This window comes from Streptomyces sp. Y309 (assembly GCF_056712025.1).
The window spans coordinates 1,338,316-1,358,004 of record NZ_CM160048.1 but is presented as its reverse complement, the minus strand read 5'-3'; the positions used below and the strand labels follow the sequence as shown (position 1 = coordinate 1,358,004).

At 74.1% G+C, this 19,689-nt stretch carries 12 protein-coding genes; 5 read left to right on the top strand and 7 right to left on the bottom strand.

Annotated features, from left to right (window positions below; genetic code table 11):
* Positions 1-95 precede the first annotated feature (95 nt).
* From AC0KTA_RS04710 to AC0KTA_RS04685, 6 genes are read right to left on the bottom strand one after another with little or no spacing between them, the layout of a single operon-like run.
* A complete protein-coding gene (locus AC0KTA_RS04710) occupies positions 96-8,060 on the bottom strand; it encodes an aminotransferase class I/II-fold pyridoxal phosphate-dependent enzyme (protein ID WP_481053820.1) in 7,965 nt (2,654 codons plus the stop codon).
* Positions 8,061-8,071: 11 nt separating this feature from the next.
* The gene (locus tag AC0KTA_RS04705; RefSeq protein WP_481053819.1) at positions 8,072-9,799 is read right to left on the bottom strand and encodes a D-alanine--poly(phosphoribitol) ligase; all 1,728 of its coding nucleotides are present in this window, start codon (positions 9,797-9,799) and stop codon (positions 8,072-8,074) included.
* A gap of 5 nt (positions 9,800-9,804) precedes the next feature.
* Positions 9,805-11,715 (bottom strand): aminotransferase class I/II-fold pyridoxal phosphate-dependent enzyme, encoded by a 1,911-nt coding sequence (locus AC0KTA_RS04700; RefSeq protein ID WP_481053818.1) that lies wholly within the window; start codon positions 11,713-11,715, stop codon positions 9,805-9,807.
* The gene (locus AC0KTA_RS04695) at positions 11,712-12,020 is read right to left on the bottom strand and encodes an acyl carrier protein (RefSeq protein WP_481053817.1); all 309 of its coding nucleotides are present in this window, start codon (positions 12,018-12,020) and stop codon (positions 11,712-11,714) included. Before AC0KTA_RS04695 ends, AC0KTA_RS04700 begins: the two co-directional genes overlap by 4 nt.
* Positions 12,021-12,027: 7 nt before the next feature.
* The gene (locus tag AC0KTA_RS04690; RefSeq protein ID WP_481053816.1) at positions 12,028-12,309 is read right to left on the bottom strand and encodes an acyl carrier protein; all 282 of its coding nucleotides are present in this window, start codon (positions 12,307-12,309) and stop codon (positions 12,028-12,030) included.
* 44 nt (positions 12,310-12,353) lie between these two features.
* A complete protein-coding gene (locus AC0KTA_RS04685) occupies positions 12,354-13,385 on the bottom strand; it encodes a beta-ketoacyl-ACP synthase III (RefSeq protein WP_481053815.1) in 1,032 nt (343 codons plus the stop codon).
* 366 nt (positions 13,386-13,751) lie between these two features.
* Here AC0KTA_RS04685 and AC0KTA_RS04680 point away from each other — a divergent pair, with 366 nt between their 5' ends.
* The 5 genes from AC0KTA_RS04680 to AC0KTA_RS04660 all read left to right on the top strand — a co-directional run bounded on the left by AC0KTA_RS04680 (position 13,752) and on the right by AC0KTA_RS04660 (position 19,160).
* Complete coding sequence (locus AC0KTA_RS04680; RefSeq protein WP_481053814.1) at positions 13,752-15,038, top strand: beta-ketoacyl-[acyl-carrier-protein] synthase family protein; 1,287 nt, start codon at positions 13,752-13,754, stop codon at positions 15,036-15,038.
* An 89-nt stretch (positions 15,039-15,127) separates the two neighbouring features.
* Entirely contained in the window at positions 15,128-16,018 is an 891-nt protein-coding gene (locus AC0KTA_RS04675; RefSeq protein WP_481053813.1) for a DUF6206 family protein, read from the top strand.
* Positions 16,019-16,025: 7 nt separating this feature from the next.
* Entirely contained in the window at positions 16,026-16,787 is a 762-nt protein-coding gene (locus tag AC0KTA_RS04670) for a 4'-phosphopantetheinyl transferase family protein (protein ID WP_481053812.1), read from the top strand.
* A 13-nt stretch (positions 16,788-16,800) separates the two neighbouring features.
* The gene (locus AC0KTA_RS04665; protein WP_481053811.1) at positions 16,801-18,042 is read left to right on the top strand and encodes a RedV protein; all 1,242 of its coding nucleotides are present in this window, start codon (positions 16,801-16,803) and stop codon (positions 18,040-18,042) included.
* 443 nt (positions 18,043-18,485) lie between these two features.
* Positions 18,486-19,160, top strand: a complete 675-nt coding sequence (locus AC0KTA_RS04660; RefSeq protein ID WP_481053810.1) for a response regulator transcription factor — start codon at positions 18,486-18,488, stop codon at positions 19,158-19,160.
* A gap of 138 nt (positions 19,161-19,298) precedes the next feature.
* Here the strand turns inward: AC0KTA_RS04660 and AC0KTA_RS04655 are convergent, their stop codons facing one another.
* Entirely contained in the window at positions 19,299-19,643 is a 345-nt protein-coding gene (locus AC0KTA_RS04655; RefSeq protein WP_481053809.1) for a RedY protein, read from the bottom strand.
* Between the last annotated feature and the right edge of the window lie 46 nt (positions 19,644-19,689).

Below are 19,689 nucleotides of genomic sequence, written 5' to 3'. Positions count from 1 at the left end.
GGCGGTTCGGGCTCGGGCGGGCCGGACGGGCAGGGCGCGCCAGGTGCGGACCGGGGTGGCCCGGGGCGGACCGGCGCGGTCCGGCGGGTGGCGCGTCAGCGCGGCACGCGGGCACGCCCCTCGGGCGAGTCGAGCCAGGCGAGCGTGAGCCGCACGCCCTCCTCGAAGCCCACCTCGCTCTTGAACCCGAAGTCGTCGCGGGCCCGGTCGATCGCGTACGACTGATCGCGGTCGAAGAGGTGCACCGCGTGCCGGGTCAGGACCGGGCGCGACTTGATCCGCAGCGCCCCGTAAAGCCCCTCCGACACCGTCGCCACGCCGCGCGCCACCGGCGCGGGCAGGCTCAGCGCGGGCGGCTTCACGCCGAGGCCGTGGGCCAGCGCCCCGACGTACTCGCGCCACGTCGTGGGGTCGGGGTCGCGCAGGTTGTACGTGGCGCCCGCGGCGGCCTCGGACGCGCAGGCGTCGATCATCGCGTCGGCCGCGTTGGTCACGTACAGCAGCCCGGCCGGTACGTCGCCGCCACGGATGTAGACCATCTGCCGACCGAGCAGCAGCGTGGCGATCTCGATGACGAAGTCCTTGCTGCGCGGCCCGTACACGCTGACCGGCCGCACCACGGTGAGCGGCAGGCCCGCGCGCACGGCCGCCTCGCGCACGGCCTGCTCGCCGAGGAGCTTGCTGCGGTTGTACGGCAGGCCGATGTCGCGCGGCGGTGTGCTCTCGGCGCACGGGCGGACCGGGTAGCCGTACACGTCGGTGGTGCTCACGTGCACGAACCGCTCGACGGTGCCCGCGTGCGCCGCGGCCTCGACGAGGTGCCGGCTGCCGTCGACGTTGACCCGCTCGAAGTCCGCCCAGGGGCCCCAGTCCGCGGACAGGCCCGTGCAGTTGTACACGTGCCGCACCCCGGCGGCCGCGCGGCGCAGGCCGGCCGGATCGGCGAGGTCCCCGACGGCCACGTCGACGTCGACGCCCGCGAAGGCGGAGCGGTCGCTGCCCTCGCGGACGAGGACGCGTACGCGGTGGCCGCGTTCGGCGAGGCGGCGGGTGAGGTGGCCGCCGATGAAGCCGCCCGCGCCGGCGACGAGAACGTCGGGGGTGGAGGGGACGAGGGTGAGGGCGGGGGAGGGCAGGGCAGCCGGGTCGGCGTGTGCGGCGCGCGAATCCGTCCCCGCGCCCGAATCCGTCCCCCCGGCCGATGCCGCCTCGGGCTGTGCCCCCGTGCGCGAGGCTCCGTTCGTCGTGCGTCGTTCGGCCATGGCTCGCCCCAACAGGTCCAGTGCGCGGTCGAGTTCGCGTTCGGTGTGGTCGGCGTTGATGAAGAAGCGCAGGCGGCACTCGTCGCGCGGGACGGCGGGGTAGCCGATCGGCATGACGTTCACGCCGAGGCGGAGCAGCGCGTTGGAGAGCGCCATGGTCTCCTCCCAGCCGCCGATGACGACCGGGACCACCGCCGAGGCGCGCGAGACGCCGATGTCGAGCCCCCGGGCCCGCGCCGAGTCGCGGAAGTGCTCGGCGAGGTGCCGCAGCCGCGCCACCCGCTCGGGTTCGCCCCGCAGCACCCGCAGCGCCTCCAGGGCGGCGGCGGTGTTGGCGGGGGATATGCCGGTGCTGAAGATGTGCAGCGGAGCGGTGAACTTCAGGTACTCCACGAGCGGTCGGCGTGCCGCCACGTAGCCGCCGAGGCTCCCGACGGCCTTGCTGAGCGTGCCCATCCACAGGTCGACGTCGGCGCGGTCGACCCCGAAGTACTCGCCGATGCCGCGCCCGGTGCGCCCGAGCACGCCCAGCGAGTGGGCCTCGTCGACCATCAGCATCGCGCCGTGCCGCTTCTTGACGTCGATGAACTTCGGCAGGTCGGGCAGGTCGCCGTCCTGGCTGTACGCGCCTTCGACGAGTACGAGGGCCCGGCGCGCCCGCGCCCGTGCGGCGCCGAGCATGCGGTCGAGGGCGCGCCAGTCGTTGTGCGGGAAGGACCTGCGCCGCGCGCCGGACAGGACGCTGCCGCGCACCGCGCTGTCGTGGATCCACTCGTCGTGCAGGATCAGGTCCTCGGGGCCGAAGAGGTGCCCGATGGTCGCGACGTTCGTGGCGTGCCCGCCCGCGAAGACGATCGCGGCCTCGGTGCCGAGGAACGAGGCGATCTCGGCGTCGAGTTGATGGTGCAGCGGCGTCTCGCCGAACAGCAGCGGCGTCGCCGAGCAGGACGTGCCGTACCGGTCGACGGCGGCGCGCGCGGCCTCGCGGACGCGTGGATGGTGCGACAGGGCAAGGTAGTTGAAGGCGGAGAAGTTCAGGACGGGCCGCCCGTCGACCGTGGACCGGCCGCCGTTGAACCCCTCGTGCGTGCGCCCGTACGGATTGTCGCCGTCGGCGGTGGCCTGTCGCAGCCGCCCCTGCAGCTCGGCGTACTCGGGCCACTCCTCGAAGACGCGCTCCTGCCGGACGGCGGGGGCCGGGGTGTCCGGGACCGGGGTGTCTGGGACCGGGGTGTCCTCGGGGGCGGGCGCCGACTCGGGCGCGGGGGACGACGGCGCGGCGTGGGCCACGGGCGCGGCGCCCTCCAGGAGATCGGCGAGCTGTCCCACCGTGGGGTCCTCCGGCAGCCGCTCGCGGTTGCCGTTCAGATGCCCGGGGAACCGCCGCATCAGGGCGCGCTCCAGCTCCGTACGCATCAGCGAGTCGAAGCCGAGGTCCGCGCCGAGGCGGGCGTCGCGCGGGATGTGCGCGACGGGGTGGCCGCAGACGAGCGAGACCTGGGCGAACACTTCCTGGCGGGCCGGGGCCGGTGCTGCCTGCGGGGCGGCGGCCGGAGTTGGTGCGGTCGGCGGCGCGACGGCCTGGGTGGCACGGCCAGCCTCCCGCGATACGTCCGGCAGCGGTACGTCCGTCGGCGCCCCCGCGCCCCCGCGCGCCGCCGCGACCTCCGGCGGCGGCGTGAACCAGTACGCCTCCCGCTCGAACACCGCGTGCGGCACCGGCACATGAGGCCCGCGCCGCCCCTCGTCGAGCGCCGCCCAGTCCACCGTGCCGCCCGCGCAGTGCAGCCGCCCCAGGGACTGGAGCAGCGTCTCCCAGTCGCCCGCCGCGCCCGGCACGGACCCGCCCCGGCCCCGCCGCAGCGACGGCAGCCACAGCGCGGGACCCGCGTCGGCCGGTGTCATCGTCCGGCCCAGGCCGAGCAGCGTCGGGTGCGGTCCGGCCTCCACGAACGCGGTGCAGCCAAGCCGCCGCAGCGCTGTGAAGCCGTCGGCGAAGCGCACCGTGCCGAGGAGGTGGTCCACCAGCGCGTCGGCGTCGATCCGGCCGACCGGCTCGCCGGTGGCGTCCGACACCCACGGGACGACCGGTTCGGCGAAGCGCACCGGCCGGGCGGCCGCGCGCAGCGGTCCGGCGGCGCCCGCCATCAGCGCCGAGTGGAAGGCATGCGACACGGCCAGCGGCTTGACGACGACCGACCGCTCGACCAGCGCCGCGCGCGCCTCCTCGACCTCCGCCCGCTCGCCGGAAAGCACCAGGTGCGTGGGCGAGTTGACGGCGGCGACCGACAGCGAACCGAACCCCGACGCGACGCCGCGCACCGTCTCCGCGTCGCCCAGGCAGGCGATCATCGCCCCGTCGCCGGGCTGTTCGTCCATGAGCCGCCCGCGCGTCGCGGCCAGCGTGAGGGCGTCCTCGAAGCTCATCGCCCCGGCCACGCACGCGGCGGCGTACGCGCCGACGCTGTGCCCGAGCACGGCGGCGGGCCGCACCCCGAGCGACAGCCACAGCTCGGCGAGCGCGACTTCGAGGGCGACGAGCGCGGGCTGGCAGTACCGCGTGGCCCGCAGCCGCTCCGTGCCGCCCGTCGCGAACAGCAGCTCGGTGAGCGGGACTTCGAGGTGCGGGCGCAGCACGGCGTCCGCCCGGTCGACGGTCCGCGCGAACGGGGGATGCGTGTCGTACAGACCCTTGCCCATGCCGGTGTACTGCGTGCCCTGGCCGCTGAACAGGAACGCGACCTTCGGCTCGCGGCCGTGCCCGGCCGTGCCGCGCGCGACGGCCGTGGACGCCTCGCCGCGCGCCAGCGCGTCGAGACCGGCGTCGAGCGCGCCGGCCGATCCGCCGACGACGACCGCGCGGTGCGCGAGCCGGGCCCGGCCGGTGTTGGCGGCCCGGCACAGGTCGGCCAGGGGCGCCTCCGAGTGGGCGGCGAGGTGGGTGCGCCAGCGCCGGGCCAGGGTCGTCAGGGCGGTCGGGGTGTGGCCGGAGAGGCACAGGGCGTGCACGGGGCGCGCCGGAGGCGCGGCGGGCTCCGGTCCTGCGGGCTCCGGCGGGGACTCCAGGACGACGTGCGCGTTCGCCCCGCCGAACCCGAAGGAGCTGACGGCCGCCCGCACCGGCCCGTCGTCCGGCAGGACCGTCAGCCGCGTGGGTACGTCGAGTCCGCCGCCGTGCCAGTCGAGGCGGCGGTTGGGCGTGGTCAGGTGGAGCGTCGGCGGCACCTCGCGGTCGCGTACGACGAGCGCCGCCTTGATGAGGCCCGCGATGCCCGCGGCCGCCTCCAGGTGCCCGATGTTGGTCTTGACCGAGCCGACCAGGCAGCGGGCGCCGTCCGGGCGGCCCATACCGTACGCCGCCGCGAGACCCTCCCACTCGACCGGGTCGCCGAGCGGCGTCCCGGTGCCGTGCGCCTCGACGAAGTCGACCTCCTTGCCGCTCAACTCCGCCCGCGCCAGGGCCTGTTCGATGACGGCGCGCTGCGCGGAGCCCTTCGGCGCGGTGAGGCCGTTGCCGCGCCCGCCGTGCCCGGTGGCCGAGCCCCTGATCACGGCGTGCACGCGGTCGCCGTCGGCCAGCGCGGCGGACAGGGGCTTGAGGCACACCAGGCCCGCGCCCTCGCCGCGCACATAGCCGCCCGCCGCGTCGTCGAACGTGCGGCAGCGCCCGTCCGCCGACAGCATCCCGCCGTCCGCGAACGCCACCGAGAGGCCGGGCGTCAGCATCAGGTTCACGCCGCCCGCGAGTGCCGTCGCGCACTCGCCGCGCCGCAGGCTGTCGCACGCCAGATGCACGGCCGTCAGTGACGACGAGCACGCCGTGTCCAGGGCGAGGCTCGGGCCGCGCAGGTCGAGGGCGTAGGACAGCCGGTTGGCGGCGATGGAGTGCGCGTTGCCGGTCGCGCCGTGCACGTCGACCGTGTCCAGGTGGCCCATCTGGAGCTCGGTGTAGTCGTGGCTGCTGATGCCGACGAACACGCCGGTGGCGCTGCCCGCGAGCGACGCCGGATCCCGCCCCGCGTCCTCCAGGGCCTGCCAGGCGGTCTCCAGGAGGAGGCGCTGCTGCGGGTCCATGCGGACGGCCTCGCGCGCCGACAGGCCGAAGAAGCGGGCGTCGAACTCCTCGATGCCGTCGAGGAATCCGCCGAAGTCCGGCGCGGCGACCCGCCGGGCGTCCCAGCGGCCGCGCGGCACTTCGGTGATCGCGTCGCGGCCGTCGCGGAGCAGCCGCCAGTAGCTGTCCGGGTCGGGCGCGCCCGGGAAGCGGCAGCCGATGCCGACGACGGCGACCGGCTCCTGCCCGCCGCCGCGGCTGTCCGCCGCCACGGACCCCGCGGGCCCCGTGTCCGGCCGCACCGGCTCGGAGGCCTCCGCGCCCGTGGCGGCCAGGTGCGCGGCGATCGCGCGGATCGTCGGGTGGTCGAACACCGCGGTCGAGGGGATCTCGCGGCCCGTACGGGCACTGAGCTCCGCCAGGACCGCCACGGCCTGCTTGGAGTCCAGGCCGAGGGACGCCAGCGGGCGCTCGGGGTCGATCGCCTCCGGTGCCAGGCCCAGGCGTTCGCCGACGCGGGCGGTCAGCCACGACTCGACGGAGTCCGGGGCCCACGTCCCACCGGCGGGCACGCGGTCCGCGAGCAGCTCGGTCAGCGTGTCGACACGCGGCCGTACGAGCAGCTCCCCGACCGGCACCGGCACACCGAGGCGCCGCTCCAAGTCCCCCACGACAGCGAGGAGTCGGGGATAGCCCAGGCCGAGGTCCGCGAAGGTGCGCCCGGACACGCCTGCCGTGCCTGCCGCGTCGGGGACGTACGCGCGCACCACCTCCTCGACCACCGCCTCCACCGGCTGCCCGGGCCGCAGCCCGCCCGGGCCGTCCGGCCGCCGCGGGTCCCGGGCGACGCTGGCCGCCACCACCTTCAGGCCGAGGTCCAGGAAGTCCTGGCGGCACGCCTGGCGCTGGATCTTTCCGCTGGTGGTCTTGTGCACCGTGGAGCGCTTCAGCAGCACGACGGCGTGCGGCGCGACCTCGTGTTCGTCGGCGATCGCGGAGCGCAGCCGGGCAAGGAGCTCGGGCGCGTCGGCGGCCCGCCTGCCGTCGATCTCGTACGCCACCGCGAGCTGCTCGGCGCCGTCCACTTCCACGGCGAAGGCGGCGCCGCAGCCCGCGCGGACCGCGGAGTCGGTCCGCTCCACGGTGAGTTCGACGTCGTGGGGGTAGTGGTTGCGGCCCTGCACGATGACGACGTCCTTGGTGCGGCCGACGACGTGGAGCTGCCCGCCGCGCAGGAAGCCGAGGTCGCCGGTGCGCAGGTACGGGGTGCCGGGCTCGCCCTCGATCCGGGCGCGGAAGGTGTCCTCGGTGGCGTCGGGGCGGCGCCAGTAGCCGCGCGCCACGCTGCCGCCCGTGATCCACACCTCGCCGATCGTGCCCTCGCCCGCGACCCGCCGCCGGGTCGCCGGGTCCACGACCGCCACGTCCACGCCGTCGACCGCAGGGCCGCACCCGACGACCCGCGTGACCCGTCCCCCGGAGGCGGCGGTCGCCTCGGTGGCGACGCCCGCGCCGAGCGCCGCCGCGTCGAACCTGCCGACAGCGGGCTGTTCGTGGGCGCGCACGCCGGTCACCATCAGCGTGGCCTCCGCGAGGCCGTAGCAGGGCAGCAGCGCGCCGCGCCGGAACCCGCACGGCTCGAACCGCTCCACGAACCGGTCCAGGGTGTCCGCGCGCACCGGCTCCGCCCCGTTCAGGGCGAGCCGCCAGTGGCTCAGGTCGAGCCGCTCGCGCTCCTCGTCGGTGATCCTGCGGACACACGCCTCGAAGCCGAAGTTGGGGGCGACACTGGTCGACGCCCGCGTGTCGGACAAGGTCTGGAGCCACAGCAGGGGTCGGCGTACGAACGCCATGGGCGCCATCAGATGCGCGGGGAACCCGCCGTACAGCGGCGACAGGATGCCGCCGATAAGACCCATGTCGTGGTACGGCGGCAGCCACGACACCATCGCCGAGTCCGCGTCGTGCGCCAGCCTGCGGTGGATGGCGGCGAGGTTGTGCAGCAGGTTGCCGTGGCCGACCATGACGCCCTTGGGCGCGGACGTCGAGCCGGACGTGTACTGGAGGAAGGCCAACGAGTCGCCGGTGAGGTCAGGTTGGAGCCAGTCCGCGGCGCTCACGGTGTCCGCGCTCGCCAAGTCCTTGAAGTCCAGGTCCGCGGAATCGGTGCCGCCGCCCGTCACCAGCCACCGCAGCCCGCCGAGTCCGAGCGCGGCCAGCTCGTCCCTGCGGTCGCCCGCGAACCGCGAGAGCCCGCCCGTCGTCAGCGCGTGCGTGGCCCGCGAGTCCCGCGCGATCGCGGCGAGCCGCGGCATGGTCTGGCCGAAGCGGCGGGTGTCCGGGGGATAGGCGGGGACGGCGACGGAACCCGCGTACAGGCAGCCGAAGAAGGCCGCGATGTAGTCGAGTCCCGGCGGGTGCAGCAACAGCACCGGCTCGCCCGCCGCGCCCTCCCGCTGAAGCAGGACGGCGACGCGCCGGGCCCGCAGGTCGAGTTCGGCGAAGGTCCAGGAGCGCTCGCCGCCGGGGCCTGCGTCCGGGGGGCCGGGTGCACTCGTGCCGCCGCCGGTGCCGGGTGGCGGCGCGGCCCCCGGCGGCTCCGTGCCGCCGCCGAGGAAGCGGTACGCGAGGGCGTCCGGGCGGTGGCCGGCGTGGTGGCGCAGCAGGGCGACGAGGGTGCGCGGCTCGTCGCCGCGGCCGCGGGTCTCGGTCGGGCCTTGGCTCTCGGTCGGGCCTTGGGTCATGTACGTCTCCGTCACTTGCCGGGCACGGCCCGCGGGGCGGGGGCGGACGCGGACGCCGCGCCGCCGAGGCGCTGGTAGTCGGTCTTGCCGTTGGCGTTGCGCGGCAGTTCGTCGAGGCAGATGGCCGTGCGCGGCACCATGTAGCGCGGCAGGTACCGGGCGCAGTGCCGCTTGAGCTCGATGAGTCCGGGCCGCGGGGTGCGGCCGTTGAGGGTGAAGTACAGGGCGACGCCGGTGTCGGTGCCGGTGGTGTCGGCGACGACGGCGGCCTGGGCGATGCCGGGGTGGCGCAGCACGGCCGCCTCGATCTCGCCCAGCTCCACGCGGTAGCCCGCGAGTTTGACCATGCGGTCCTTGCGGCCCCGGTAGACCAGGGCGCCGTCCTCGTGGCTGACGAGGTCGCCGGTGGCGTGCCGGCCCTGGCGGTGCCCGGCCGCGGCGGGCTCGGACTCCCGGCGCCAATAGCCGGGGGTGACGCAGTCGCCCTCGACGACCAGCTCGCCGAACGCGCCGGGGCCCGGCAGCGCGCGGCCCGCGTCGTCGACGACGGACACCTTGGCGCCGGGCAGTGCCGTGCCGATGGGTACGGGTTCGTGCCGGGCCAGGTCCTCGGGGCGCACCCGGTGGTAGGTGCAGACGTTCGTCTCGGTCGGCCCGTACAGGTTGTAGAGGCCGGTGCCGGGCTCCAACAGCCCGGCCAGCCCCCGCAGTTGGGGCATCGGGAACACCTCGCCCGCGAACAGGACGTACCGCAGCCCCCGCACCGTGTCCGGGGTGAGCGCGCCCGACACCGTGAGCAGGTGAAGGACCGACGGCACCGAGTACCAGACACTGACGCGGTGCTCGCGGATGCCCGTGGCGAGCGCCCCCACGTCGCGGGTCTGCTCGTCGGGCACGATCCACACGGCCGCGCCCGCCGACAGGGCGGTGAACAGGTCGAAGGTCGACAGGTCGAAGTTGAACGAGGCGTGGTTGGCGAACACGTCGCCGGGCCCGACGTCCAGCTCGTCGCGCGCCCAGCGGATGAAGCACGCCAGATTCCGGTAGGTGATGCGCACGCCCTTGGGGGTGCCGGTGGAGCCGGAGGTGTACAGGATCGCGGCGAGGTCGTCGCGTTCCAGGGGCGGCAGCAGGACGACGTGCCCCGCGGCGCTGGAGGTGAAGCCGGACCAGCCGACGACGGGTCGGCCGACGGCACGGGCCTCTGCACCGGCCGCCGGTTCCGGATCCCGCCTGCCTGCCGCGTCCACCGGGCCCTCGTCCACGAGCACGATCACCCGCACCGACGCGGGCAGCGGACGCCCCGCGAGGGCGGCAAGACGACGGCTGTCCGTGAAGAGCGCGACGGGCTCCGCGTCCGCGAGGATCGTCTCCACCCGGCTCACCGGCTGCCCGCCGTCCAGCGGCACGTACGCGCAGCCCGCGTGCAGCGCGGCGAGGATGGCCTCGGCGTAGCGCGGCTGCTTGTCCATCCAGATCGCCACGCGGTCGCCGACTTCGGCGCCGAGGCCGAGCAGTCCGGCGGCGACGGCGGCGACATGCGCGGCGAGTTCCCCGTACGTGCGTCCGCCGGGCCCGACGAAGGCGGGCCGCGCGGCCTGTTCGGCGGACCGCGGCCAGGGGCCGCGGATCAGGGCGACGTCGGAGAGCCGCGCGTGCGTCGACGTCCCGGCCATCTTCGCCGTCCCGGTCGTGGTCGTCGTCATCCCGGTCGTCGTCATTCCGGTCGTGGTCGTCATCGCGCTCACCCGGCCGACGGCAGGACGCCGGTCTCGCGGGCGGCCTCGACGAAGATTCCGGCGGCCGCCTCCAGGTCCTCACGCGTGTGCTCGCAGGTCACGCTGACCCGCAGCCGCGCGTCGCCCAGCGGCACGCCCGGGAACACCACGGTCTGGCAGAACAGGCCACGGGCCCGCACGGCCCGGCCCATCTCCATCGCCCGCCGCTCGTCCCCGATGACGAGCGGCAGGATCGCGCTCTCCGTGTTCTCCAGATCGAAGCCCGCGTCGGCGAGCTGGCGGTGCAGGAAGCGGATGTTGGACCAGAGCCGCGTGATCCGCTCCGGCTCCGCCTCGATGACGTCGAGGGCGGCGATGAGCCCGGCGGCCACCCCGGCGGGGATGCCCGCGGCGAACACGTAGGAGTTGGCGTAGAACCGCAGGTACTCGACGACGTCCTCCTCGCCGACGACGAAACCGCCCATGCCCGCGAGGGACTTGCTCATCGTGCCCAGCTCCAGGTCGACCTCGCCCTTGAGGCCGAAGTGCTCGGCGGTGCCCGAGCCGCGCGCGCCGAGTACGCCCGTCGCGTGGGCGTCGTCGATCATGACGCGGGCGCCGTACTCCCGGCCGAGCCGGACGATCTCGGGCAGGTCGCAGATGTCGCCGTGCATGCTGAACACGCCGTCCGCGACGATGAGCCTGCCCGCCGTGCGGTCGTCGCAGCGCTTGAGGATGCGCTCCAGGTCCGCCATGTCGTTGTGCTGGTAGATCTTGCGGACGGAGCCGGAGAGCCGGGCGCCGTCGGCGATGCTCATGTGGTTGAGCTTGTCGACGACCAGCGTGTCGTAGTTCTTGACCAGCGCGGAGATGGTGCCCAGGTTGGCCGCGTACCCGCCCGGATAGACGATGCACGCCGGGCGGCCCTTGAACGCGGCGAGGCGCCGCTCCAGCTCCTTGTGCAGCATGTTCGTGCCGCCGATGAAGCGCGACCCGGTGTGCGTGGCGCCGAACCGGCGGGTGGCGTCGACGACCGCCTCGATCACCTTCGGATGGTTGGCGACGCCCAGGTAGTTGTTGGAGGCGAACATCAGGAACTCGCGCTTGCGGCCGGTGAGTTCGTCGAGGATGAGGGCCCGATTGCCGCAGCGGGAGTGCAGCGGCATCCCGTACCAGTAGAGGCGCTCGTCCTCGCGGCCGCGCAGATAGGCCCGGAAGCTGCGGGTCTTGGCGAACAGGTCGCCGTCGCGCTGCTCCACGAAGTCCTTCATGGAGCGGCTGTCCCACGGGGTGTCACTGTTCGCGGAGAGTGGCGTGGGGAGCGGCGCGTGGTGCTCGTCGCGCGGATCGCGTGCGCCGTGTTCGTCGCGTACGCCGTCTGCGTCGCGTACCTCGTGTACGTCGCGTACGCCGTGTTCGTCGTGCGCTGCCGGGGCGCAGTGGTCGCGCAGTTCGGCGATCAGTTCGCGCAGCGTCGGTGCGGTGACCGTGCCCGCGAGGCCGTCGGGCAGGGCGAGTTCGCGGGCGCAGTCGGCGACGACGGACACGAGGACCACCGAGTCGATGCCGAGCTCGCCCTCGAAGTCGGCGTCCAGGGGGAGCTGTTCGCGTGCGTACTGGGTGTGGCGCATGGCGGCCCGGAGGACGGCCTCCTGCACGGGGTCGGCGGAGGCCGGGGCGGTGCCGTCCCCGCCCGCCAGCGTCTCCTCGACGGCGGCGGCGAGTTCTCCGATCGTCGACAGGCCCGCGGGCAGCGCCGCGTCGAGCGCGAAGCGCTCCCGTACGGCCGCCAGGATGGACTCGAAGATGACGGAGTCGATGCCGAGTTCGGCCTCGAAGTGGGTGTCTGGCAGCAGATACGACTCGTCGTAGAGGGTTCGTGAGGCCACGATGTCCACGACCTGCCGGTGGACGGTGCCTTCCGCGACATCGGTCATCGCACGCTCTCCCCTTCGACGGGTTCCGCGACAGCTTCGGCGACGGCTTCTGCGACGGCTGCTTCGGCCCGCAGCCGTTCGACGAGTGCGGCGATCGCGTCCACGGTCCGGAAGTTCGCCGGGGAGATCTCCTGCAGCGGAACGGTGACGCGGAAGTCGCTCTGCAAGTAGTGCACGAGGTCGAAGATCCCCGCCGAGTCGATGATGTTGAGCTCGGCGATGGGGAGGTCGGAGTCCAGGCCTTCGGTGTCGCCGTCGAGCCAGACGTCGGCGATGTAGTTGATGATCGACTGTTCGGTGCTCATGGCCGCCCTACGCTCGCTCTCCGGTCGACGACGCCGCGGGGGCGCTCTGGGCGGCCAACACGCGTCGGCCGTCGATGAGTTCGGCCACGGCGGTGACCGTGTCGCCCGGGGTCGCCGCGTCCTCACCGACGTCGACCTTGAACTCGGACTGGATGACGAGGAGCAGCTCGACCAGGAACAGGGAGTCCATGTCGAGGTCCTCGAACCGGGTGTCGGGGCCGATCTCCGCGCGGTCCACCTCGAAGCGGTCGACCAGCAGATCGACCAGCCTGTCGTACGTCTCGCTCATGCGGTTCTCCTTGTCGGGCGAGGTAGGGCGAGGTAGGGAGTTCCTCAAGGGCGGTCGAGCAGCGGCCAGGTCAGCACCGTCGACCCCCAGGTGAGCCCGCCGCCGAACGCGGTGAGCAGCACCCGGCCGCCCGCCCGCAGGACGCCGTCGGCGTGGGCCTGGTCCAGGGCGAGCGGGATGGAGGCGGCGGCGGTGTTGCCGACGTCGGCGATGTTGCTGAAGCAGCGCGGCCGCGGGATGCCCACCTCGTCGGCCACGTGGTTGGTGATGCGCAGATTGGCCTGGTGGCCGACCAGGTGGTCGACGTCCTGGGGCGCCCAGCCGGCGCGTTCCAGGACGGCCCGCGCCGACGCGGACATGCGCTGCACCGCGTGCCGGAACACCTCCTTGCCGTCCATGGCGAAGTAGCGGTCGGCCGACTGCGGCGCGACACCGGACAGACGCTGGCGCGAGCCGCCCGCCGCCACCGTGATCAGGTCCTCACGGCCGCCGTCGCTGCCCAGGTCGAACGGCCCGAGCGCGCCCGGCTCGGCGGGGTCGCCGGCGCGCAGCACCACCGCGCCCGCGCCGTCGCCGAAGATCACCGCGGTGGAGCGGTCGTCCGCGTCGAGCAGCGTGGAGAACGTCTCCGCGCCGATCACCAGGACGCGGTCGGCGGCGCCGGTGGAGATCAGTCCGGCCGCGGTGGCCAGGGCGTACACGAAACCCGTGCAGACCGCGGACACGTCGAAGGCGGCGGTGCCGGTCAGGCCGAGCCGGGCCGCGACGACGGGCGCGGTCGCCGGGCACGGCCGGTCCGGCGTGGTGGTGGCGAGCAGCACGGCGTCCACGTCGGGCGTGCCGGACGACTTCAGGGCCTTGGCGCCCGCGCCGACGGCCAGGTCGGAGGTGGCGGTGCCGGGCGAGGCGACGTACCGCTGCCGGATCCCGGTGCGGGAGCGGATCCAGGCGTCGGAGCTGTCGAGGCGCGCGGCCAGTTCGTCGTTGCTGACGGCGGTCGGCGGCAGACAGCCGCCGACCCCGATGAGCACCGCGGCCCGGTGGAGCGGCGGTCGGCTCGGTGGGGGTGCGGTCACACGTGCTCCTCGGTCTCCGGGACAGCAGGACGTTGGTGCGGTGCGTGCGGCTCTGCGGCGGTTCCGCGGTGCCGCTTCGTGATGTCGGCGTCTGCGTACGTACGTGATGTCGTTGTCTGCGTATGTACGTGATGAGGGCCTCGCGGTGACGCGGTGCCGAGGACATCGAGTGTCGCCGGGCGGGCTGACGGGACACGGTCACGCATGCTGACGGCTCGCTGACCGCGCACTGATCGGGCCCCGCCACGCCGTGCCGCGGCGCCCGCGTTTCCGCGCGGTCAGCCAGCGGTCAGTGTCCGGTGGCGTGGCCGGTCAGGCGCGGCCCGCAGACTCGACGCCAGGCGACCGAGAGGTGGGGCGCATTCCATGAGCGCGATGTACGACAGGCCGGCCGGTCCGCCGGTCGGCCGTTTCGAGGGGGACCCCGCGGAGGTCACGGACGCCGTGGCCGTCACCGGCCTCGGACTCGTCACCGCCGCGGGCATCGGCGTGGACGCCACCTGGGCCGGGGTGTGCCGGGGGGAGTCCGCCGCCGCCACCGACCCCGGACTCGCCGGGCTGCCCGTGGACATCTCCTGCACCGTGCCCGGCTTCTCGGCCCGCCGGCATGTGGGCCGGCGCAGCTCGTTGACGCACGACCGGTTCAGTCAGTTGTCGATCGCCGCCGCGCGCGAGGCCGTCGCGGACAGCGGCCTCGACCCGCGGACCTGGGACGGCGCCCGCGTCGGCGTCGTCGTGGGCTGCGGCCTCGGCGGCGTGGCGACCTGGGAGGCCCAGCACCGCCGCCTCCTGGACGACGGACCGCAGGCGGTGTCCGCGCTGCTGATCCCCATGCTCGTACCGAACATGGTCGCCGGGCACCTCGCGATGGACCTGGGCGCGACCGGCCCGAACCTCGTGACCGCGACGGCCTGCGCGTCCGGGGCCACCGCGATCGGCACGGCGCTCGCCCTGCTGCGTGACGGAAGCTGCGACGTGGTGATCGCGGGCGGCGGCGAGGCGGGCGTGACGCCGCTGATGGTGACGGGCTTCGCGCAGATGGGCGCGCTGTCCCGGCGGGTCGGCGAACCCGCCGCGGCCTCCCGGCCGTTCGACCGGGACCGGGACGGGTTCGTCATCGGCGAGGGCAGCGGCATGCTCGTCCTGGAGCGCGCGGCGGACGCCCGCGCGCGGGGCGCCACCGTCCGGGCCAGCCTCGCCGGGTACGGCGCGTCGGCCGACGCGCACCACATGACCGCGCCCGACCCGCAGGGCACCGGCGTGCTCCTCGCGCTGCGCACGGCGCTCGCGCGGGCGGGCGTCATGCCGGACGAGGTCGGCCACGTCAACGCGCACGGCACGTCCACGCCGCTCAACGACGCGGCCGAGGCGGCCGTCCTGCGCAAGTTCCTCGGGGCGGGCGCCGCGGTCACCTCCACGAAGGGCGTGCTCGGCCACACCCTGGGCGCGGCCGGCGCGATCGAGGCCGCGCTGACCGTCCTCGCCGTGCAGCACGGCACCGTGCCGCCGACCGCCAACCTCCACCACCAGGACCCCGACGTCGACCTCGACCTCGTCACCGGCGCCCCGCGCGCACGCAAGCTGGACGTGGCGGTCAGCAACTCCTTCGGCTTCGGCGGCCAGAACGCCGTCCTGGTGGTGACGGCGGCGTGACGCACGCCGGGCGCGCCGCCCCCCTGCTCCACCACCACTTCCTGGTCCACCGGCCCCCGGCCCACCGGACACGAGAGTGAGCGCACCCCATGACCTTCACCGTCCCGCACACCGCCCTGGAACGTCTGGAGTCGCAGGTCCGACAGGCCCTGCGCACCGCCGACGACAGCGCCCTCGACGTGCTCGGCTACGGCGAGATCACCCTCGTGCTGCGGCTGCGCACCGACGAGGGCTCGTTCGCCTGCAAGCGCCTGCCCGCGTTCCCCGACCCGGACCGCTTCGCGAGCTACCGCAGGTCGCTCGACGAGTACCTGCGCCGCCTCGCGGACCGGGGGCTCACCGTCGCGCCCACCGAGGTGTGGCACACCCGGGCGCCCTCCGGTCGCGTCACCGCGTACTGCGTGCAGCGCGAGCTGCCGTCCGAGCGGCTGTGCTCCCGGCTGCTGCACACCGAGGACGAGGTCTGGGCGAAGAACTTCTTCGGGCGCTTCCTCGACCGCGTCGAGACCACCGTGCACCCCGGGCTCGGCCTGGACGCGCAGGCCTCCAACTGGATCGATCTGGACGGCGAGTTGACGTACCTGGACGTCACCACCCCGCTGATGCGCGACCCCCGCGGCAAGGAACGTCTCGACGTGCGGCTGTTCTTCACGTCCCTGCCGTGGGTCCTGCGCGACGCCGTGCGCCTGTCCATGGCCACGTCGATCTTCGACAAGTTCTACGACACCCGCGGCGTGCTGCTCGACTTCCTCGGCAACCTCCACAAGGAACGCCTCGACCGTCTTGTCCCCGCGTTCCTGGAACAGGCCAACGCCCGCCTCGCGCGGCCCCTCACGGCCGAGGAGGTCGCCGCGTACTACCGCGGCGACGCGCGGATGTGGGAGCTGATCCAGCGGCTGCGCGCCGCCGACCGCCTCTGGCACCGCAAGGTCCGGCGCCGCCCCTACCCCTTCCTGCTGCCGCCGCCCGTGGCCCGCTGAACCCCCTATGACCCTCCTCGCCCGCGCCGCCGCACCCCGGCTCGACGACAGCGTCACCCTCGACCCCGCCTGTCCCCTGCGCGTGCTCCACGCACGCGGGCCCCTGACCCTCGCCGTGGTGTCCATCGCCTGGATACGAGCCCGCGGCGAGGCGGACCGCGCAGCGATCCAGCTGCGCCATCTGAGCGCCGAGGAGCGCGCCCGCGCCGACCGGCTCCCCGTGCCCAAACGCCGCGTGGAGTGGATGGCCGGGCGCCTCGCCGTGAAGCACGGGGTGAGCGCCTATCTGCGGCGGCACGGCGGGGTGTGCGTGCGCACGCGCGATGTCCGCGTCGACGCGGTGGCCCGGGGCATCCGCGCCGGCAAGCCCACCGTGAACGCCCCCGTGGAGGTCGGCCTCGCGCACTCGGGCGACCTGGCGGTGGCCGCCTGCGGCCCCCGCACCCTCGGCATCGACATCGAACGCACCCGCCAAGTGCCCCGGCCGCTCGCCGAGTTGCTGACGCCCGCGTCCCCCGGCTGCCCGGTGCTCGACACCATGCCGCTGTCGCTGCGCTGGGCCTGCAAGGAGGCCGTGCTCAAACACTTCGGCTTCGGCCTGCGCGTCGACACCCGGGAGGTCGAGCTGACGGCCTGGCACCCCGACGGCCGCTTCTGCTGGCGCCCCGGTCCCGGCCTGCGCCGGCACGCCCCCACGGCCGACGCGGCCCGCCTGGACAGTTGGGCCAGAGAGATCGACGGCTACTGCCTTGCCCTCGTGTGGAGTTGAGGAGGACACGACGATGACCACAGACCGGGCTGAGCCGCTGGGTGGCGAGCCCTCGGCACCCGCAACGCCCACCGCCCCCGCCGACTTCGGTGCCGCCCTGCGCGCCGCCGCCCGGATCGCCGCCCTGAGCCCCTCCTCCCACAACTGCCAGCCCTGGGCCGTGGCGTGGGCCGGCAGCCCGCAGTCCCGCGCGGCGGCCGAGCGGCTGGTGGGTACGGAACCCGTCCGGAGCGGCGACGAAACGTACCGCCATCTCGTCCTGGGGCTCGACCGTGACCGGAGCCTGCGGTCGCTGCCCGCCGCCCACGCCGTGGAGATGCTGCTGAGCTGCGGCCTCTACTGGCAGCTGCTGCTGCGCGCCCTGGACGCCCAGGGCTGGGCCGTCGACGCCCTGCACTTCGCGGACAGCCCGGCGGACGAGGAGCCGGTGCGTGGCGCCGAACTGCCCGGCGCCGCCTGGCCGCGGTCCTGGGCGGCGCTGTCCGTCGCGCGGCTGCGCGGCACGCCCGTGGGAGCCGGGCACGCCGAGGAGCTGCGCACCCTGAGCGCCACCGCCCGGGCCCGCCGCACCAACCGTGCCCCCTACCGCCCGCAGCCCGTCCAACCGGCTCTCCTGGACGGCCTGTTGACCCCGTCGGGCGCCGCGGCGGCCCGCGATGCGGACGTGACCGTACGGCATCTGACCTCCGGCGCCGACCGCGCGGCGTTCGCGGACTTCGTCGCCCGGCACGGCGGCCGGGACTTCCGGCACCGCGCGGCCTGGCGCGAGACCCACGCGTATCTGCGGCCCACCGAGGCCGAGGCCGCCGCGCGCGGTGACGGGTTCTCCCTCGACCGGCTCTTCGGACCGCTGCCGTGGCCGCGCCGGCAGGCCATGCGTGCTGCCCTCGCGCCCACGACGATGCGGATCCTGAGCCACGTCGGCTACCACCGCCTGCTCGCCCACCGGCTCGCCCACCTTCTGCGGCCCACCCCCGTCGTGGTCGCCATGAGCTTCGCACGGACGGCACCGACACTCGCGGACGCCGTCAAGGGCGGTGCGCGACTGGCCGATTACTGGCTGTGCGCGACCGGTGCCGGACTCGTCCTGCACCCCGTGAGTGTCGTGCTTCAGCACGACGATCTGCGCACCGCCCTCCAGTCGAGGCTCGGTATCCCGGGGCGTGCCTTCTTCATGAGCCGTCTCGGGTGGCCCGCCACGGAGTTCCCCGTCTCGCCGCGGCGCCCCGCGGACGCATCCCTGCGGACGATCTGAGATTCCCTCCGCGCCGTTTCGAGCCATTTTCATCCTTCTTCCTATAAGGCTCGCCCACAGGCCAGTTGCGCCCACATACTGTTGCAGTGCGGACGGAATATGCCGCACCCGCGGACCTGCCCCGATACACCGGGAGAGGAGGCGGCGGGCAAGGAAAGCACGGATTCGAACAGCAGATGGATACGTTGACGGAAGCATGGGCAGATCCGTTGACGGATGCGATTAAGGGCAGCGGCTACGAGGGGTATCCGAAGGCACATGGTCGTGTCATTTACAGGGGGGCGGCGAGATGGGGAACTGCTGCAAGGAGCACGTGCAGGACATCACCGTCGGGCTCGGGAGGCCGGTCCGGCCGGGCGCGATGCCGTGACCGGAGGTGCGGTCCGGTGCGACCGGCGCGGCGGCGTCCCGCTGCCGCGCGAGACGCGGTGAGGCGGCGACTCATGAAGATCCGCGTCCTGGTGTGCTGCGACGAGTCGATCATGTCCGCGGCGATGCGCGCGCTGCTCGATCAGCAGCCGGACATCGACGTCACGGGCTTCACCACCGGCCGTGAATCCGCCGCGGCCGTCGCCGAGATGGCGCCCCACGTCATGATCGTGGTGGCCCCCGCGCTCGGCCTGGACGACAAACGCGAGCTCGCGGAGCTCGCCGCCCTGACGAAGATCATCCTCATCGCCAAGGCCGAGTCCGCGCACCGCTCCGTCGAGGCCCTGTGCATCGGCGTCAGAGCGGTCCTCGCCCCGGACTCGTCTGCGGACGACCTGATCCACGTGCTGCGCACGGTCAGCGCGGGCGCCACGATGGTGATGCCGGCCGCCGCCCGGCGCACCCTGGAGCACCTGCCGCAGCAGGGCGGCTCGCGCCGCACCGAGCGCATGGCCGCCGAACTCACCCCGCGCGAGTCCGAGGTGATCGTGCTGCTCGCCCAGGGCAAATCCAATGCGGAAGTCGCCGAGAAACTCTCGGTGTCCCTCGCGACCGTCAGATCCCATGTTCACCACGTGCTGCGAAAGATGGGCGTGAGCACCCGCGCCCAGGCGGTCGCCATCGCCTATGAAACCGGTTTGATGGCGGCAATTGGGCGGACCGCCGAATTGCGTGGCCAAGAAGGATGAAGGAAGCAGGGTGAAGGAAACCGACCCGGACCGGGAAGGTTGAAAGTTATTCATCGGGCCGCCCGGTTTTCACGGCGCGGCGCGGGCCGCCGCCCGTTCTTTCCGGTTCGCAAAATCACCGGGCGCGGTATCCGGCACTCACCGGGCGCGGTATCCGGAGCCCACCCGGTCTCCCGTCGACTCGGCCACCACCGTGGCCATCCCGTCGAAATCGGCGACCAGCCGCCGAAAGGGCCCGGACTCCATATCGCGTTCGAAGTCCGCGCGGCTGGTCACTTCGATGACCTCGAAGTACTCGCCGGGCGCGGCGGCTTCGGCGTCCGTGACGCGCTGCACGGCGAACGACACGACGCTGGGCAGCCGCGGGCAGGTCGCGTAGTCGACGTCCCGGACCCAGGACTCGAAGCGCTCGGGGTCCACGCCCTCGTGGAGGCGGATGCGGTGCACGATGACGGTGGTGGCACGGGGTGCGGTGAAGGACATGGCGAAGGACATCCCGTCGACTGGTGGGTGGGCGTCAACTGCTGGG

Coding starts and splice junctions, on each gene's coding strand:
- AC0KTA_RS04670 (WP_481053812.1), top strand. CDS start 16,026: ATGACCCTCCTCGCCCGCGCCGCCGCACCCCGGCTCGACGACAGCGTC.
- AC0KTA_RS04680 (WP_481053814.1), top strand. CDS start 13,752: ATGAGCGCGATGTACGACAGGCCGGCCGGTCCGCCGGTCGGCCGTTTC.
- AC0KTA_RS04700 (WP_481053818.1), bottom strand. CDS start 11,715: ATGACCGATGTCGCGGAAGGCACCGTCCACCGGCAGGTCGTGGACATC.
- AC0KTA_RS04705 (WP_481053819.1), bottom strand. CDS start 9,799: ATGACGACCACGACCGGAATGACGACGACCGGGATGACGACGACCACG.
- AC0KTA_RS04665 (WP_481053811.1), top strand. CDS start 16,801: ATGACCACAGACCGGGCTGAGCCGCTGGGTGGCGAGCCCTCGGCACCC.
- AC0KTA_RS04655 (WP_481053809.1), bottom strand. CDS start 19,643: ATGTCCTTCACCGCACCCCGTGCCACCACCGTCATCGTGCACCGCATC.
- AC0KTA_RS04660 (WP_481053810.1), top strand. CDS start 18,486: ATGAAGATCCGCGTCCTGGTGTGCTGCGACGAGTCGATCATGTCCGCG.
- AC0KTA_RS04675 (WP_481053813.1), top strand. CDS start 15,128: ATGACCTTCACCGTCCCGCACACCGCCCTGGAACGTCTGGAGTCGCAG.
- AC0KTA_RS04710 (WP_481053820.1), bottom strand. CDS start 8,060: ATGACCCAAGGCCCGACCGAGAGCCAAGGCCCGACCGAGACCCGCGGC.
- AC0KTA_RS04690 (WP_481053816.1), bottom strand. CDS start 12,309: ATGAGCGAGACGTACGACAGGCTGGTCGATCTGCTGGTCGACCGCTTC.
- AC0KTA_RS04695 (WP_481053817.1), bottom strand. CDS start 12,020: ATGAGCACCGAACAGTCGATCATCAACTACATCGCCGACGTCTGGCTC.